This window comes from Vibrio sp. QJM3NY_26 (genome assembly GCF_057786005.1).
Genome location: NZ_CM173516.1, coordinates 53,281 through 71,035 on the forward strand (window position 1 = coordinate 53,281; position 17,755 = coordinate 71,035).

General features: G+C 44.2%; 16 protein-coding genes. 9 read left to right on the forward strand and 7 right to left on the reverse strand.

Features of this window, described 5'->3' with window-relative positions; translation table 11 throughout:
- Position 1: 1 nt before the first annotated feature.
- On the reverse strand, positions 2-2,077 hold the full coding sequence (gene helD / locus AC3CH4_RS15745) for a DNA helicase IV (protein WP_054547042.1): 2,076 nt from the start codon (positions 2,075-2,077) through the stop codon (positions 2-4).
- 177 nt (positions 2,078-2,254) lie between these two features.
- On the opposite strand from helD, the gene yccS reads away from it, so the two are divergent.
- From yccS to AC3CH4_RS15770, 5 genes are all read left to right on the forward strand, one after another.
- Entirely contained in the window at positions 2,255-4,438 is a 2,184-nt protein-coding gene (yccS, locus tag AC3CH4_RS15750; RefSeq protein ID WP_004730255.1) for a YccS family putative transporter, read from the forward strand.
- 332 nt (positions 4,439-4,770) lie between these two features.
- Complete coding sequence (locus AC3CH4_RS15755) at positions 4,771-4,956, forward strand: hypothetical protein (RefSeq protein WP_004730253.1); 186 nt, start codon at positions 4,771-4,773, stop codon at positions 4,954-4,956.
- 121 nt (positions 4,957-5,077) lie between these two features.
- Entirely contained in the window at positions 5,078-5,398 is a 321-nt protein-coding gene (locus AC3CH4_RS15760) for a hypothetical protein (protein WP_050613103.1), read from the forward strand.
- 170 nt (positions 5,399-5,568) lie between these two features.
- A complete protein-coding gene (locus AC3CH4_RS15765; protein ID WP_488543992.1) occupies positions 5,569-6,828 on the forward strand; it encodes a hydroxymethylglutaryl-CoA reductase in 1,260 nt (419 codons plus the stop codon).
- 78 nt (positions 6,829-6,906) lie between these two features.
- On the forward strand, positions 6,907-7,818 hold the full coding sequence (locus AC3CH4_RS15770) for a LysR family transcriptional regulator (protein ID WP_054547044.1): 912 nt from the start codon (positions 6,907-6,909) through the stop codon (positions 7,816-7,818).
- A gap of 58 nt (positions 7,819-7,876) precedes the next feature.
- Here AC3CH4_RS15770 and AC3CH4_RS15775 read toward each other — a convergent pair whose 3' ends face one another.
- The 3 genes from AC3CH4_RS15775 to AC3CH4_RS15785 all read right to left on the reverse strand — a co-directional run bounded on the left by AC3CH4_RS15775 (position 7,877) and on the right by AC3CH4_RS15785 (position 11,352).
- Positions 7,877-8,791, reverse strand: coding sequence for a YjjW family glycine radical enzyme activase (locus AC3CH4_RS15775; protein ID WP_488543993.1), 915 nt, complete (start codon positions 8,789-8,791; stop codon positions 7,877-7,879).
- Between the two features lie 56 nt (positions 8,792-8,847).
- Entirely contained in the window at positions 8,848-10,404 is a 1,557-nt protein-coding gene (locus AC3CH4_RS15780; protein WP_488543994.1) for a YjjI family glycine radical enzyme, read from the reverse strand.
- A 348-nt stretch (positions 10,405-10,752) separates the two neighbouring features.
- On the reverse strand, positions 10,753-11,352 hold the full coding sequence (locus tag AC3CH4_RS15785) for a class I SAM-dependent DNA methyltransferase (RefSeq protein ID WP_065205939.1): 600 nt from the start codon (positions 11,350-11,352) through the stop codon (positions 10,753-10,755).
- 161 nt (positions 11,353-11,513) lie between these two features.
- On the opposite strand from AC3CH4_RS15785, the gene AC3CH4_RS15790 reads away from it, so the two are divergent.
- Positions 11,514-12,392, forward strand: a complete 879-nt coding sequence (locus AC3CH4_RS15790) for a LysR family transcriptional regulator (protein ID WP_004730238.1) — start codon at positions 11,514-11,516, stop codon at positions 12,390-12,392.
- A 61-nt stretch (positions 12,393-12,453) separates the two neighbouring features.
- Here the strand turns inward: AC3CH4_RS15790 and AC3CH4_RS15795 are convergent, their stop codons facing one another.
- Complete coding sequence (locus tag AC3CH4_RS15795; RefSeq protein ID WP_065205938.1) at positions 12,454-12,804, reverse strand: hypothetical protein; 351 nt, start codon at positions 12,802-12,804, stop codon at positions 12,454-12,456.
- A 297-nt stretch (positions 12,805-13,101) separates the two neighbouring features.
- Here AC3CH4_RS15795 and AC3CH4_RS15800 point away from each other — a divergent pair, with 297 nt between their 5' ends.
- Positions 13,102-13,998: a cation diffusion facilitator family transporter gene (locus tag AC3CH4_RS15800; RefSeq protein ID WP_488543995.1), complete on the forward strand. Its 897-nt coding sequence runs from the start codon at positions 13,102-13,104 to the stop codon at positions 13,996-13,998.
- Positions 13,999-14,048: 50 nt separating this feature from the next.
- Here the strand turns inward: AC3CH4_RS15800 and yddG are convergent, their stop codons facing one another.
- Both yddG and yjjG read right to left on the reverse strand, forming a co-directional pair.
- A complete protein-coding gene (yddG, locus tag AC3CH4_RS15805; protein ID WP_488543996.1) occupies positions 14,049-14,978 on the reverse strand; it encodes an aromatic amino acid DMT transporter YddG in 930 nt (309 codons plus the stop codon).
- A 187-nt stretch (positions 14,979-15,165) separates the two neighbouring features.
- Positions 15,166-15,840 carry a pyrimidine 5'-nucleotidase gene (gene yjjG / locus AC3CH4_RS15810; RefSeq protein ID WP_171310667.1) on the reverse strand — a complete coding sequence of 225 codons (675 nt, stop codon included), beginning with the start codon at positions 15,838-15,840 and terminating at the stop codon, positions 15,166-15,168.
- A gap of 225 nt (positions 15,841-16,065) precedes the next feature.
- On the opposite strand from yjjG, the gene AC3CH4_RS15815 reads away from it, so the two are divergent.
- Both AC3CH4_RS15815 and yiaY read left to right on the forward strand, forming a co-directional pair.
- Positions 16,066-16,218: a hypothetical protein gene (locus AC3CH4_RS15815; protein ID WP_172837680.1), complete on the forward strand. Its 153-nt coding sequence runs from the start codon at positions 16,066-16,068 to the stop codon at positions 16,216-16,218.
- A gap of 260 nt (positions 16,219-16,478) precedes the next feature.
- Positions 16,479-17,627 carry an L-threonine dehydrogenase gene (gene yiaY / locus AC3CH4_RS15820; protein ID WP_488543997.1) on the forward strand — a complete coding sequence of 383 codons (1,149 nt, stop codon included), beginning with the start codon at positions 16,479-16,481 and terminating at the stop codon, positions 17,625-17,627.
- The last annotated feature ends 128 nt before the right edge of the window (positions 17,628-17,755 follow it).

Here is a 17,755-nt window from a genome sequence, read left to right on the forward strand (position 1 = left end):
ATCACTTTTTACGAACGACGGGGTAATCAGATCCATGCAGTTCTTGTACAAAACCAGAACCGTCGCCACTGTGCGTGATCCATACTTTCTCTTTCGCTCGCGTCATTGCCACGTAAAATAAACGACGCTCTTCTGCATAAGGGAAGGCGTCTGATGATTCAGTCAATGCGCCATCAATATGCAGCTGTTTCTTCTTCGTCGGGAACTGCCCTTCATCAACACAAAGAATAATCACAAAATCTGCTTCTTTGCCTTTACTGGCGTGGCAAGTCATAAAATTAATGTTGATGGATGTGAAGATTTTTTTCCAATCTTCCAGCAATTCTGGTTTGTGGTAATGGTTACGTCCAAGTAGCAATACTGACTTGCTGGCTTTACCTTTTACTTGCCTATTAATCTGATCCAGGATCTTCTCAACTTCTTTGCTTGGCGCACTGTACACCGCCTTCTGCTTCTGTTGTTTGAAGCTGTTCAGTTCTTTCGGAAGCTGAATCGGGTTTTCCTGCACAAAACGATTGGCAACTGCACCTAACTGATTGTTAAATCGGTAAGTCGTATCTAGGTGATGAATCGTCGAGCTCTCAAAACGATCCTTAAAGCCCGTCGTTAAATCCACATCTGCGCCCGCAAACTGGTAAATCGACTGCCAATCATCACCTACCGCAAAAATAGAAGCTTGGTGTTGCGCTTTCGACTGATTACACAGTGCCTCAACCAAGGCAAGGCGATCTGGCGAGATGTCTTGATACTCATCGATCATGATAAACTTCCAAGGCGAGATAAACTTGCCCTTTTCGACATACTGAGTCGCTCGGCTGATCATGATTGAGAAGTCGATGTGATTCTGTTCTTTCAGTTCTTTTTGCCATGCTGTCACGCATGGCCAACACAGTGAAAGCTCGCTGTTGAGACGCGTGTAGTCTCTGTGATCAATCAACTGCTGTTGCACTTCCTTCTTCGATAAACCCGATGCATTCAACTGCTCAAGCTGCTTTTCAAGCCAACCTATCAACTTGAGGTTTGAAACATGACTACCAAGTTCGTCGTCACCTGTTAAATAAGCGATTGGCCACTTAGACAGGTGCTTTTGCCAGCGTTTGAAGTTAGTCGGCGTCATCCAGTGCTTTTTCAACCAATCAATGCACCATGCTTGGCGTTGATTGTCATCGAGCGCTAACGGAGAGATAACCACACGTTCAGGTTCAACCTGATTAAGGATCTTTAGACCCAACTGGTGGAAAGTACTCACTTGCACCTTCTCTGCTGACAAACCAATTTTGCTGTTAAGGCGCTGTTTCATCTCTTCCGCTGCTTCGCGACCAAATGCGAGCAATAACAGCTCTTCAGCTTGAGCTTGATGGCTTTGCAATAAATACGCAACGCGAGCTGTAAGAACACTGGTTTTACCCGAGCCAGCGCCCGCTAAAATAAGGTTGTGATCATCATTCATCAAGACCGCATATTGCTGAGATAAATTGAGTGGTGACGATTCACATTGAGCAAACAATACTTCCCAGTTTTGTCTTTCTGTTTCTAACCACTGCTGATTTCTCTCGGCTTGCTTAATTTCCGTCTCAGACAACCATGGCTGCATTCGAGCAATGCGGTTTGGCATACGCTGCGCCGCTTCTTCTAAAGTCATCGTCATATTTTCTAAACTTGAGTTAACCATGTCGACCCAAGTCTTAACTTTAGAATGCGCTAGGAAAGCAGGAAGTTGCTCAAGACGTGTCAATTCAGCTTCCCATTGAGGAACGTGTTCAGCCAATTGTTCACATTGCGTGTCATGCCACTTCTGATAAGCAGCAACCGATGCGCGTGCAAATTGACGGCATTGTTCCCAAGGTAGGCCTTGTACTAACCAGCTGCGCTGTTTGCCATCTTGCTGATTAGCAAAGAACTGTAACGATCCCCAAAACAATCCGCGTTTTATCGCGATCTTGCCACTCCAAATAGTAAACGGGATTCGTTCTTCACTGCCTACTGAAGATAACAGCAGGCGTGGACCATCAAGTTCGACTTGATGATATTCATTTTGAATAAAAAACTGTGCAGTCTTGTTAGCGCTTAGCTGCATTGGAGTGTGCTCTCTAATTGGGAATATTGAATTTATATCATGATGCTGTGAGAATTAATAATGTCTCACATCTTATCGATGCTTTCATGACAATCTAGGGGCAATTATGGATAAGTATCAAATTCTTGTGCTTGATTTCTGTTAGGATTATGGTTTTAGTGTGTCAAGTGAGCGACTGTGGACTTCTCAGCCAAATTGCGCCTCTATTGGGCGAATAAAACCATAAATTACAGCGTATTAATTCTCATCACTCTACTCGGTGTTGTGGTTCCTGCTTGGTATTATGGACAAAACACACTCATCACACCTTTGATCTTAGGTGTTATTGCTGCGGCTCTTGCTGAAAGTGACGACAGCTTTACCGGGCGTTTGAAAGCACTCACGCTAACCTTTATCTGTTTCGCTGTGGCCGCTTTCTCTATTGAGATTCTGTTCGATACACCGTGGCTGTTCGCGATAGGGCTTTTCGTTTCAACCTTCTCTTTTATTATACTCGGTGCAATTGGCCCTAAATACGCCAGTATCGCGTTTGGTTCGCTGCTTGTTGCTATTTATACCATGCTCGGCGCCCATGAGAGCACAAACCTTTGGTTTCAACCGCTTCTACTTTTAACCGGCGCCGCTTGGTACTACTTCATGTCGATGATTTGGCAGATTGTCTGGCCGATGCAGCCCGTACAGCAAAACCTAGCCACGGTGTTCGACCAAATCGGCAATTACATCGGATCAAAAGCGGAACTCTTCTACCCTGTATCTGACCTTATTCCTCAGCCACATCGTATTATTGAAGCTAAGTTAAACGCCAGTACCGTTAATGCACTCAACATGTGTAAAGCAACACTACTTAACCGATCTAAGCGCGGGCACATTGATGGTCCGAGTGACCGATTCCTAAATACCTATTTTATCGCACAAGACATTCATGAGCGCGTGAGCTCTACCCACTACCGCTATCAAGAGCTGGCAAAGCACTTTGAACGCTCTGATGTGTTGTTTCGATTTAAGTATCTACTCGAAGCCCAAGCCACAGCCTGTAAAGAAGTGGCGAGCTCATTGAAAGTCGGAGCTGAATACCAGCATGGCGATAAATCTGTATTAGCACTTGATGAGTTAATGTCTTCGCTTAACCATCTTAACCAACAGAACAAGCCCGAGTGGAAATCACTACTCAACCAATTGGATTACTTATTCAATAACCTCGCTACCGTCGAAAAGCAGCTCTCGAATATCAGTAACCCGGATGCGGAAAAGTTGGAAGAAGACGTATTGGACGATACCAACCCTCATACTTTGACGGCAATGTGGCACAAGATCAAAGCCAACCTGAATACCGACTCGATGCTGTTTCGTCATGCGATTCGTATGGCAATCACATTGACGCTCGGCTACGGGATCATTCAAGGTTTTGACATAGAGCGTGGCTATTGGATCTTGCTGACGACACTGTTTGTATGCCAGCCAAACTATAGTGCAACACGACAAAAGCTGACGGCTCGTGTCATTGGCACCGTCGCAGGCTTGTTGATTGGCGTACCACTACTGACCTTCTTCCCGTCTCAAGAGAGCCAGTTAGTTTTCATTGTGATCAGTGGCGTGATGTTCTTTGCATTCAGAATCAATAACTACGGGTTCGCGACCGGCTTTATCACGCTGCTTGTACTCTTCTGCTTTAACCAATTAGGGGAAGGCTACGCGGTGGTGTTGCCAAGACTAGCGGATACCTTTATCGGTTGTGCCCTCGCCGTACTTGCTGTCATTTACGTGTTGCCTGATTGGCAATCAAAGCGATTGCACAAAGTAATGGCAGATGCGCTCGATTCCAATAAGAACTATCTCGCTCAGATCATTGGCCAGTATCGCGTAGGTAAAAAAGACACCCTTAATTACCGTATTGCGCGCCGCAGTGCACACAATAACGATGCCAACCTGACTGCGGCCATCAGTAGCATGTTGGTTGAACCAGGTAAGTATCGTACCTCTGAAGATGAGAGTTTCCGATTCCTAACCCTTAATCATGCTCTACTCAGTTATATCTCTGCTCTAGGTGCTCACAGAACGCGTATCGATGATGAAGCAACACATAAACTAGTATTAGATGCACACAGAGTAATACACGAACATCTCGACGCTCTAAATGATCAACTCTACTCCCACCAAGAACAGTGTGAAGTGAAAAACGCTTACGACCCTGAACTGGATAAACGCCTGAGTGAGTGGCGAGAAGAAGACGAGAGTTCTGTCAGAATGGTTCTACAACAGCTGCATTTGATCTATCGAATGCTTCCAGAATTGCATACCTTAGCGACCAAGTTTGCGGTTAAGGTAAAGATAGATAAGCCGTTTGAAACAGAAGCTTCTTGAACAACAAACAAAATACTGTAAAAACAAAAAGATACCGCCAATCGTTCACCTTTTGATCATTGAGTGTATTTATACATTGCTCTATCCATACCCCAAACTGGGTAGAGCAATTGCTTACCTACCCTTTCATTACAAGGGATGCGGGGATTTTTACATTGTAGGAATTCTCTGACTTTGATTGACCCAACCATAACTTTGCCTAACATTTCTCGGACAAAAAACGACCACAGAAATTTATAGTTGTCTTAGTTTTAGGAAACTTCAAACTTCATTTAATATTCACTTAATCTTGTTTGATTTCCTGAATCAGTAGGCTATGCTCTATAGAGCATATGGATTTGAACAAAGGTCACATTATGAATACACAGCAATTTGAAGTATTTAAGCAGCAAATACAGCTTCTTAGCCCACAGCAATTGAAAGCACTTCAAGGTGAAATCGACGGCAACCTTGAGACGGACCAGCCTTCTCTGCTTACTGATGAAGAGTTAAACGCACTAAATGACCTGTTTAATTAATAGACAGACGTCACTATTTTAGCTTAAGTTCACCGTTTCACCGTAAATTTCACCTGTTCACCATTGCGCTCAAAATATCGTCCGCCTAGACTCATTCAATACGTCAATAAAAGGTTCTGCTATGTCGATATCTGGTATTCAATCTGGTTACGCCATTATTCAGCAGTCAACCAACATGGTTGAAGAAGCCGCAATCGAGCTCAACCAAGCCTCCAAACACTCTCTAGAATCCGATGACGCTTTCCAAACTAGCGATTTCAGCTTTAACCAAATAGAACCTGAACAATCCATTTCGTTTAAAGAGAAAGAACCGGAACCATCTTCATCCTCAACTGATGCACTTATAAAACTGACTCAAAGCGCAAGTTATAACCGCGTTGGTGCGAGTGTGATTGATCGTCAAAACGAAGCCATCGGCAGCCTTCTCGATATCCATATCTAGTTCAATCTCATAGTGAGCATTTTTTGACGAAGTTGTCTTGCTTAGGCGAACAAATTGCTGCTAAACCCATACAAACTGTAACTCATTATATCAGGCGCTTGTTTCTGGCTTATTACTCGGTAGAATCAGCGCAAACCAATTTGCTGCACAAACTTTACTTCATACTATTTATGCCAAAACTAAATCTGCATCGCCGTGACTATGTTTCTATTTTAGGAGGCGACATCTCCGCAGACGCATTAGAAAAAAAGCTTCAGCCTCATTTTGAAAAGCCAGTAAATAAGCTGACACCTAGCCCCTATCTGACAGAAAAAAATCTAGCACGTCGCTGGACAGCTCTCGACAATTTAGATTCTCAACAAGAGCTCCTCGACCCTCATACACAAAGTCAGGTCCAAGCTTATGAGAAAAACATTGAGCACTTTATTGGCACAGTTAAAGTCCCTGTGGGAATATCTGGCCCTTTAAGAGTCAATGGCCTATTTGCTACGGGCGATTACCTCGTCCCACTCGCAACTACAGAAGCAGCGCTTGTTGCGTCTTACAATCGTGGTTCTAAGTTGATTACGGCATGTGGTGGCGCAAGTGCTATGTTGCTCAATGAAGGTGTAACACGTACTCCTGGTTTCGCATTCCAAGGATTAGTTGAAGCCGGACAGTTTGTGGCTTGGGCTGTGACTCAGTATGACCAGTTCAAGATCTTGGCAGAATCAACAACATCACACGGCAAGCTTACCGACATCAATATCAACATCGAAGGTAACCATGTTTATTTGGTGTTTGAATTTCTAACTGGTGATGCTTCTGGTCAAAACATGGTGACCATCGCCACTAATGCAGTCTTTGAGTACATCATAGAAAATACGCCGGTTAAGCCCGATCATGCTTTCCTAGATGGTAACTTGTCAGGCGATAAAAAAGCCAATACTCAAACCTTGCGCAGCGTTCGTGGTAAAAAGGTCACAGCCGAGGTTAATATCTCTGCCGAGCTTGTCGCTAAGCACCTCCACACCACACCAGAGAAAATGGTGCAGTTCGGACAAATGACCACAGTCGGTGGGGCTTTGAGCGGCACGATTGGTATCAATGCTCATTATGCAAATGCACTTGCTGCGCTCTACATTGCTTGCGGACAAGACGCTGCCTGTGTTGCTGAATCAGCGATTGGTATGACTCGCATGGAACTCAATAAAGAAGGCGGTTTATACGCGAGCGTCACACTGCCTAACTTAATGCTAGGTACAGTAGGCGGCGGCACTAGTCTACCAAGCCAAAAGGCATGTCTAGATTTACTTGGCCTTCACGGCAATGGTAAATCGCAAGCCTTAGCTGAGGTATGTGCTGCATTATGTTTAGCGGGTGAACTGTCGATTGTAGGCGCGTTTTGCGCAGGTCACTTTTCGCGAGCTCATCACAAATTAGCTCGTTAATAACCTTTATCCAATTTGGCTTGTGAGATTTTGTGGATTGCACAAGAGCACAAGCCACTCTGAATGCGTGAGTCATAAATGGATTACTTACACTTATCTAGAGTGAGCCTTAAGCACCTCACTGCGCTTCATATTATGCTGAACACCCACAGCGTTACTCAAACCTCAGAGCAACTCTTTGTCAGCCCTTCGAGTGTGAGTAAGACATTATCTCAGCTGCGTGACATACTTAACGACGAGCTTTTCTATCGGGACGGCACCAAGCTGATCCCGACGCCATTTGCCTTGCAGGTAGCTCCTACTGTTCACGCGATTCTTTCAAGCATGAACGGACTGCTTCATCAGAAGAGTTTTACCCCTCAAGAATACCAAGGCAGCTTTTCACTTTCGATGCGCGAAAGTACCTTTGAAGTATTCGCGTCCAAGCTCAGCAAAATTACCACTGAACTCGCACCCAAAGCCAAACTCAACATCTATTCGAAGCAACAGCTGGGATTTGATGCTTTGCTCAGCGGTAAGATCAACTTGATCTTATTGCCCCATGATATTTCCCAGCCACCGACCGATAATAAGGAGCTGGTTTGGGAAACGATTCTTCCAGACGAAATGGTTTGTTTGATGGGCGCAGACCACCCTCTTGCTCAGCAAGAACTGACGATTGAAGGCTACTTAGATTACAAGCACATTGGGATTTTAGATAACGAACTGTCTCAGCCTTACTTTGAGCAAAACTTAGTTCAATGTCATAAGCCAAGAGATATGGCAATATCGGTAGCGGACTTCGGTGCAGCGGCTGTACTGTGTCACCACACGCCTTTCCTATTCACCAGCTCTAAACAGTGGGCTGAACATGCTAAGCAAGCTCAGGGCTTAGTGAGCAAACCCTTGCCTTTTGATTACGGCAAAGTGGCGTATAGCTTGGTGTGGAACAAGCCCAACATGAATGATCAAGCGATCAAATGGTTGTGTGACCTATTTTTAGAGGCTTGATATTTTTAGAGACTTTACGTTCTTAGAAACCTGATTGACCGCAGAAGAAACTTAGAGGTTAAGTATAAACCTCTGGGGTTTGCATTGGCCTTTTAACGATCGTGTAGAGCTTATCGTGAAAGCTCTGCATCTGTTGTTCGGTGCATTTAGGCCAATCTAACGCTTCACCAATCACACCATGATGTTGAAACGCATTCAGTCGAATTCGAACATCATTTGGTAGCGTCTTCAAGTAACGCCCCACTTGTTCAATTTCATCTTCAAGATCGCTTTTATTCGGAATATGCAGCAACCTAACTTCATGCAGCTTTCCTTTGCCTGCAAGATAATTGATGGTTTCAAACACTCGATGGTTTCCTCTGCCCACCAGCCATTGGTGCGTTTCAGATTGCCATGATTTTAGGTCAATCATCGCGCCATCAAGGTAAGGCAACACCTTGTCCCAGCCTTGCTGTGACAACGAACCGTTACTATCAATAAAGCACGTAAGGTGCGCTAGCTGCGGATCACTTTTAATCGCTTGAAATAGCTCAATGATAAACGGCAACTGCATGGTCGCCTCGCCACCTGAAATAGTGATTCCGCTTAAGAAAAATTGGTTATGCCTGACGAGTTCAAGCACCTCTGAGATCGTCATCGTGGTAATTTTCGGGCTCGACTTATGATCGCAGACATCAATGCACTGATCGCAGTTGGTGCAAACTTCTGGGTCCCACTTCACTTTGCCATCAATCATGCTTAAAGCATTGCTTGGACAGCCACTAACGCAGTCTCCACAATGGTTACAGTGATTGATTGTATGAGGGTTATGGCAAGTAATGCAGTCAAAATTGCAGCCCTGAAGAAACAGCACCAAGCGGTTTCCCGGGCCGTCAACACAAGAAAAGGTCAGCACACGGCTGACCTTCGCTTGTTTTTCTGTCTTATTATTTTTAACCCTAGCCATTTGAGTTGTTAGATCAGAAACTTTCATAATTCACATTGTTCGTAGTCGAAACGCAACACACACATAACACACGCACGTTAAAGCTATTCGTATGTCGGCGACATCTCTAAGCTCGCTACACGTGGTTTACGCTCTAATATGCCCGTGTTCTTCGCAGCTTCAGCACCTAAGAAGGTGGTATTAGTACGTGAGCCTTGCTCATCGTATTTCGCAATATCAGACAGTTTGACCATGTAACCCGTCACACGAACCAAATCGTTTGATGCAACGTTAGCCGTGAATTCACGGTAACCCGCCTGAATCGCGCCTTTACACAGGTTAAACATCGCTTCAGGATTTGATTTCACTGTTTCGTCGATGGTTAGAATGTCACTGATACCCGAGGTGTAGAACTTATGGTGACCCGCGGTAGCACGAACGTAAGAGACTGGATCCGGTTCGGTGCCATAAGGAATGCGGACACCCGGAGTCACATCTTCATCTAAACTAATACCGCCTTGAGCATGCAGCAGAGCTTTACCCTCAAGCCCATACTTCACTTCAGAGCTTTCAACGATCTCAGCCAGCTTTTCAGAAATGCAATGACCAAGCTGATTCGCCTGTTCATCGTGACCATAGCGCCCTGCTTGGCCCTCTTTCTCCATCAAGATGTTGACGGCTTCCGCCATACCATAAATACCAAACATTGGCGCAAAGCGGTCTTCTTCGATAAGGCCTTCTTTGGTCAGGAAGCCGTCAAAAAAGTTAGACTCTTCATGCAAGAAGCGGCTACGAGCGTTCATCAATTCAACCATGATACCACTGTAATTCGGCAATACTTGTTGTAAGAAATCAGCACTGTCCTCAGACTTCAACGCCACTTGCTTGAGGTTCATACGCACCAAGGTGTTTGAACCACCTGCTAAAGGCAAAGAGTTATAGCAGCTCACAATACCAAAACGCTTGTCGCCGTAAGCCTCGGCATGCGCTGGATAGTTTGCGATATGTGGTTTACTGCACTCACAGATATTGCTTGCCGCATGACGAAGTAGATCATCAGGTGTCACAGCAGGGTCATACATAAAGGTTAAGTTTGGTGCGATCTGCTTCAGTTCAGCATCTACGCGCAAAATCGTACGACACACAATGTTGTCGGTCGGGCCGATATTCACATGCATAAAGGCATCTGGCAGTGTGCGGTCCAGCATAATCCAGAACAGCTTAAGCTTTTGATATACCTGCTCATCCGTCAAGTCGCCAACAAATGGCATCAACACATCATCCAACTGACCTAGGTATACCGGAATTGATGTCACAGACGGAACATGGTGGTAAAGGATGGTCAGCATGTTCAATGCTTCATCGAAATTAGTGGCCGCGCTAAGCTCTAAATACTTTGAGCCTTGATGTAAATATTTAGAATAGTCTGGAAGTACATAGCGCGGCTTAAATGGTGCATGCCCTTCAAACATGTCACATAGCACACCTTGTTGTAGGGCTTGCTCTACTTCGTTGCTTACCAGCATATACGGCAAGCTTGCTTCAGCTTCTAAGGCAAGATAACTCGACTTCTGCTTTGGAGACAGGTGGGCATCTGAAATGATATTGCTAAAGCGTTGTTGTTGCTCTGAAAGTTGTGGAGAAGCAGATTGGTGGCTCATGATGAAACCCTTAATATTATTATGGGCTTATTTTATATCTCACTGTTACATTTCCACTAATGAAATGTATGCAAGACTATATTTCCAAAATGGAAATGAGCAATTTGTTAATTGCCTGAAATTTGCTTATCTATGAACGAAATGGGAAGAAAGAAGCCAGTGTTGGCGTTGGTAGTGATAGTGATAGTGATAGTGATAGTGAAGATATTAAAAGCACTCAATGGCTCGACTGTTTGAAACACAAACGACTAAAAATAGAAAACCCACATAACTGACCTTAAGATCGTTGATGTGGGTTTCGTTATTTTAGATGAGCATTACCGAGGCTAGCTCTAGGCATACACACGATTACAGATAAGGAAGCACTTGTTTACGTCCAACACCCATCAATACCTTTAACTCTCCTTGTGGAGTGTTGATCGAGAACGGCGTTGACACTTCAACCACTGCAAAGCCAGCTGCACTCAGTACATTCTCTGAGCGCTGTTGGCTTACACCGTAGTCTTCGCTGTCGTTCTCTAAGTACCAATCCCAGTGTACAAACGTGCCGTCGTTTTCAAGCAGCGTGTAAATCAGACTGACTGTGTCTTGTAGGTTCGGGATAAAACCACACACCGAAGAAGCTACCACTAGGTCAAACTGGTTTCTGAATGCTGGATGCTGCGCTGCAAGCCCGCGCGATAAAAGATCAACAACAGGTTCAACGTTGGGTAACTCTTTCTTATCTAACTCTTCAATCATCCCTTCAGAGATATCAAGTGCGATGATCTCTTTTGCTAAAGGAGATATTTTCTGGCTGAGTAGTCCTGTACCACAACCAAAATCAAGGACACGGGTTCCGTTTAAATCAACGAGCGGTGTTAACTGGTCAAATACGGACTGTGCGAATACTGCGGTCGCGGGATCTTTATCCCAATCAACGGCGTACTCGTCCCATTGTTTCGCCATCATGGCCTCCATCTTTACTTCTTGTAGGTTCGGAACTTCCCCAGAATAAACCAAATTAGTCAATTCGTCATAGAGTTATCATGCAAAGATGGACTATTTCTAAGATAGTCAGCACAATATTCAGATAATATGCACCGACCCCCGCTCAATATGGAAATGAAATGAACCTTTCTCAAGTCCAAGCCTTTTGTTCCGTTGCTGATTTAGGATCAGTGTCTGAAGCTGCACGCCAGCTAGAATGCAATCGAACCAAACTCAGCATGTCGATTAAAGCCTTGGAAAAAGAGTTAGATGTCGAGCTATTTGTGCGCAGCGGAAACCACGTTGAACTTTCTGAAGCGGGTAAAGCCATTTACAAAGATTGCGAAGGCTTGTTGGTGACAGCAGCGCGTATTAAACAGACCTGCTTGCATGTTTCAGGTGAATTTAACGCGGAAATTTGGATTGCACGAGATGACTCCCTACCCGATGGAATGTGGCAGGATTTATCTCACGCTTTAAATAACAAGTACCCTTCTACCTCATTCAACTTCGTTCTCGCGTCGAGTGGCGATTTAGCTAACCTAGTTGAAACTCAGCAAGTTGACTTCGCATTTGGCGTCGATTACGAACGTGTCGATGACCCAAGAATTATCTACAATCCACTTGGTAAGATTCGAATGATGTCTGTGTGTAAGAAAGGACATGATCTGAGTGCGATGCGACGTGTGTCGGATGAAGTATTGAGAAATTCGATGCAAGCGACCATGGTTTATCTCAATGAGAAGGATAATCCTGAGCTTGAGCCCTTCTCTCGCCGTTATATTGGCTTCTCTAGCTTCGACTTCATGTTGGATACAATTTTGCGTGAAGAGGCGTGGGGCGTAATGCCAGAACCATTGATTCGCCATTTATTGCGTGAACAAGAGCTAGCAGTGATCAAACACACGTACGGCTTAACACAAGAAGACTATTGTATGTTTACCGCGGCTGGGATGGCTGAACACCCAGGTATGAATTGGTTAGCGGATCAGATCAGCGATTACTTGTTTGATTTTTAAAGTGTCAGATAATGTTCTATCTCGACACTTAAAATCATCTAACAAATAGAAAGCCCTCTCTTTAAAAGACCATCACGTGATCAACTAAATAGCGTCCGTCTTCTTCAACCAACACCATTTCAGCCACAAACTCGCCTTTCGCAATGGTATACGCTTGCTTCCACACAAAGGCGATAGAATCTGAGCGTCTAAATAGTGCGACCTGCTTTCGTTCAGCAAAAAAGCCATTGCTGTGTTGATAATGGTGACATACCTTTTCTAAATATTCCGGCGTAACAATGTCTTTCATCCTTTGGGTAAAGTCTCGACAGTGCTGAGCATGATCAACCTTAGTTGAACCGTCCATCAAGTTATCCATGATCGGGTTAGCAATCACCCACAGTTCGTTATCATTGATATCGTCAAACTTCATATTGATCCATTCCTTGTCCATTCCAATTCGTGCAGTCTCAGTCGAGTCTAGGAAATCAATGAGACCCTAGCGACTAATGTGTTTTATTAATCATAAACGATCCTATTTCAGTTGCACACCATCCCCAAGAAACACTCAACGTCAACTTTACTGACACCTCAACTTATCAATAAGTAATTGAATAATAAGAACTTTAATATAAAATGGGGTGCCGACATATAAACATCATCAGATAAAGTTTGTAAAGTTAGCTCAATATTAGAACAATGAAGTTATCAAAAACATCTGGAAAATTTTATGTGTGACAGGAAAAGCCAAAACGAAAATCGAGTACTATTGTTCTCAGCCCTTTTAGCATCAGGCTTCGCAGTTGGCGGATTGGTGTTGGGTCTTCTCGTTGGCTCTCTGGTCATAGTATTTGACGGTGTTTATTCTCTTATCAGCTTACTGCTAACTTTATTGTCACTAGCTGCATCGAAATACATTAACCGTCCTTCAGATACCGAGTTCCCGTTTGGTCGAGCTATCATTGAACCAATTGTGATTGCGATTAAAGCAATTGTGATTCTGCTAGTGGTTAGCTATTCACTTTACTCTGCGATTGGTGCGTTGATGACGGGTGGTCGTGAAGTTGATGCTTCTATCGCGACTCTGTTTGGTATTTTCAACGTGTTGGGCTGTGGTTACGCTTGGTGGTACATCGCTAACAAGAGCAAACGTATTTCTTCAGGTCTGATTCAGGCAGAGTCTAAGCAGTGGCAGATGGATACGCTACTGAGCGTAGCGGTAACGGCTGGTTTCGTAGCAGCTTGGTTAATTACCTTTTCTCCACTTTCAGAATACGCGGTGTATGCCGACCCAATGATGATGTTGCTAATGTCTTTCTACTTCATCAAAGTACCTTTCGACATGTTACGTGAAGCAATGCGCGAACTGCTGATGATGTCGGCAAACAAAGATATTTGTGACGCGGTAGATAAGAACGTTGTCGCGGTAGACAAAGAAGCGGATCAAGATTTGGAGCTGATGGGTGTGACTAAGGTTGGCCCAGAACTAAGAATTAACGTTGATATTCATACCAACGACCAACAAGCCATTGCGGTCGATGATATTGAACGAACGCGCCGACAGCTTAAGCGACGCCTATCTAAGATGCCTTATGAGCTTCAATTGAATCTCAATGTTGCGAGTTAAGTTTTCCATAGCAAACGAGGGCACACCTCACCTGAGTACATAAACTCAAATTAAGAGTGAGATTGAACCTTTTTAGAAGCCGACGTCTTTACCGTCGGCTTTTCTCTTGTTACCCACCAGCAAGCGAGTGAACCAACTGTTACCATACAAACGCCCTGCCAAAATGTCATGGTCAACGACAAGCCTAAAATCAACGAAGATAGTACGGTTGCGAAGATTGGCGTAAAGTAAGACATGGTTGCAAGAAACACCATATTCCCCCCCAGAATCGCCGTGTTCCAAAGCGCATAGCCTGCGCCCATACAAGCGCCAGCTAACGCTAAGTCAATCGCCGCACTCGTTGTCATCACCATGCCTGTTTCATCACTCAACGCGTATTTAATCCACAGAGTGATCGCCGTAGCGATAAAGAAAAGCACAATCGCATTCTGTCCTTTAGCAACGCGCTGGGTGTAGTTGCAGTAAACAGCCCAAATAATCGCACCAAAAAACGCCATAGAATAGGTTTTAGGATTAGTCGCAATGTTGGCAGCAATTTGATCAATAGATAGGCCTTGGTCACCACTGATGCTCCAAGCCACACCGAAGAATGCCAAAAAGGTACTTGGATAAACCAACCAGTTAATCTTTTTGTCACTCAGCAGCACCGCAAACAATACCGTCAGTGCCGGCCATAGATAGTTGATTACTGCCATCTCTATGGCTTGATGTCGGCTGTTCGCCATTCCCAATGCCAGAGCCAGGAAAATCTCATAACAAACGAACAAGGCGCCGCCAATCAGCAAGTAAGACTTAGAGAAGCGTGACAACTTTGGTAAACCCATAACACAGACCAACAACAGTGCACTCACCGTGTAAAGACTGGCAGCACCACCAATTGGACCTAGCTGTTCTGAGACACTACGAGACAGAGCAATCAAACAGCTCCATAATAAAATGGCGATAATACCATAGCAGCTATAACGATGAGATTTCAGCACGCCTTTTCCTTCTCTCTATTGTAATTGGGTAATCAAAATGAGCTTAAAGCAAAGATAAGCTTAAACACCACTATCGATAAGTTGCAGTAAGTAAAAATAAGTAGCCGAGCACATAACTGTACTCGGCTATCAATCATTCACTCAAAAATCTAAAAGCAATTAGCAATTAGCAATTAGCAATTAGCAATTATGCCAACAAAAGTGCTTGCAGGTCAGCCAGAGACTTAACCTGATAATGAGGGTTAATTCCTGCTGGCGTCGCTTTCTCTTGGCTGTTCAACCAACAGGTCTCAATACCAAAATCCAAGCCACCTAAAATATCAGAGTGTGGGTTATCCCCGACCATCAATATTCTTTGTTTCGATGGCAATCCAATCAGCTTATGTGCATGTTCAAAAATTTCCGCGTCTGGTTTAGCAACACCGACTTCCTCAGAAATGATCACATGGTCAAAGTAGTCCGTCATTCCGGTACGCTCTAAACGGATAGACTGAAGCTCTGTAAAACCGTTAGTAATGATGCCCATATTCACTTTCCCTTTTAAAGACTCCATCAACTCTTGTGCACCCGGTAACAAAGAACAGATATCCGCCATTGCCGTTAAAAATGCACTGTTTAAAGCAGCGGTTGTTGTTTCAAGTTTTTCAGCCCAGCTTTCGAAGCGCGTATGTTTCAGTTGATCTGCAGTAATGCGGCCATCTTGGTAATCGACCCAAAGTGGTAAGTTAACCTTTTGATAAGCCGAATAATCTTGCTCGCTGAAATCCACATCAAAGCGAGAAAACATCAGCTTCATTCCTTGATAAGCATCAAAATGGAACAAGGTTTCATCTGCATCAAAGAATATCCAATCGTACTTCATTTTATTTCCTATTATTCGCGCTGTTGAGCAGTGCATGCACTGTTTTTGTCATTGTTTTTATCGTTGCCTCAAAGGGCGGATCATCACTTTACCCTCAATTTTGTGAGCCTGTATATAAATCTAATAATTTATAGAAAACAAGCCACAAGTCATGATGTATCGCAAATTTTGCCACATATTAAACCAATACCATACAAGAAATACACTTAGGTACCGGGAGGTACTATGAAGCACTTTTTACCGTCGTCTGTCATGCTCACCCCTTTTCTTGTCAAATACTATGACGAGGAGCCAGAAGACACGCTTGATTCTGACGAGTCACAAGAGCCTCAAATTGAATGCGGTGACAACTCAGATAAAAAGTCGACACAAGCCTAACTAAAGCAGCTTTCAATGAAAAACCTTACTTTTCATTGTTATAGAGCGCCATTCTGCTCTTGGTTGAGTCAATTTATCACTATCCATTACTGACAAAGAACACAGCCAAAAACCATGAAAACGATTGCTATATGAGCCCTATCACAACGACTAGCCACAAAGTGGTAGTTCGGAATCAAAGTTGTTCCAGATCAATGGTCAACCACTTAAATGCCGACAACATGTAGGAAATTAAAAATCATAATTAACGGAGTTTTCCAATGTCTACTGCATTTTACATCCCTACAATCAACTTCATGGGTACTGGCTGTCTGAAGGATGCGGCTGATAGCATTCAGTCTCAAGGATTCAAAAAAGGTCTGATCGTTACGGATAAGATCCTGAATCAAATTGGCGTAGTTAAGCAGGTACAAGATCTTCTTAACCAGCGCGGCGTAGACGCAGTTATATTCGACGGTACTCAACCAAACCCAACCATCACTAACGTGAACGATGGCCTTGAATTGCTGACTGACAACAATTGTGATTTTGTTGTTTCTCTAGGTGGCGGTTCTCCACATGACTGTGCAAAAGGTATCGCTCTGGTTGCTTCTAACGGCGGCAAGATCGCTGATTACGAAGGCGTAGACCAGTCTGAAAAGCCAATGATGCCACTGATTGCTATTAACACCACGGCTGGCACTGCATCTGAAATGACACGCTTCTGCATCATTACTGATGAAGCTCGCCACATCAAGATGGCTATTGTTGATAAGCACACAACACCACTAATCTCAGTAAACGATCCTGAGTTGATGCTTGCTAAACCTGCATCACTAACTGCTGCAACAGGCATGGATGCGTTAACGCACGCAATCGAAGCTTACGTTTCTATAGCTGCAACGCCAATTACAGACGCTGTAGCAATTAAAGCAATCGAGCTTGTGCAAGCACACCTAAGAACAGCGGTAGCGCACGGCGAAGACATTGAAGCTCGTGAGCAAATGGCTTACGCGCAGTTCATGGCGGGTATGGCTTTCAACAACGCTTCACTGGGCTATGTTCACGCAATGGCTCACCAACTGGGCGGTTTCTACGACCTTCCTCACGGTGTATGTAACGCTATCTTGCTTCCACACGTTCAACGCTACAACGCACAAGTTTGCCCTGAGCGTCTACGTGATGTGGCAAAAGCAATGGATGTGAATGTTGAAGGCATGACAGCAGAACAAGGCGCAGAAGCGGCGATCAACGCGATTGTTCAACTTGCAAACGACGTGAACATCCCAACAGGTATCGCTCAACTTGGTGCGAAGCTAGAAGATATCCCAACTCTGTCTGACAACGCACTAAAAGATGCTTGTGGTTTCACTAACCCTAAACAAGCAACACACGAAGAGATCTCAGCAATCTTCGAAGCGGCAATGTAATCTAGATACAAGTCACTTCTTATAGCTAACACAAACGGGCTCACCTTCTGAGCCCGCTTTCTTATTTCTGTACGATGCCTTTCAAATCTTTTCCTTTTCCACTAGCCACTAATCACTAATCACTAATC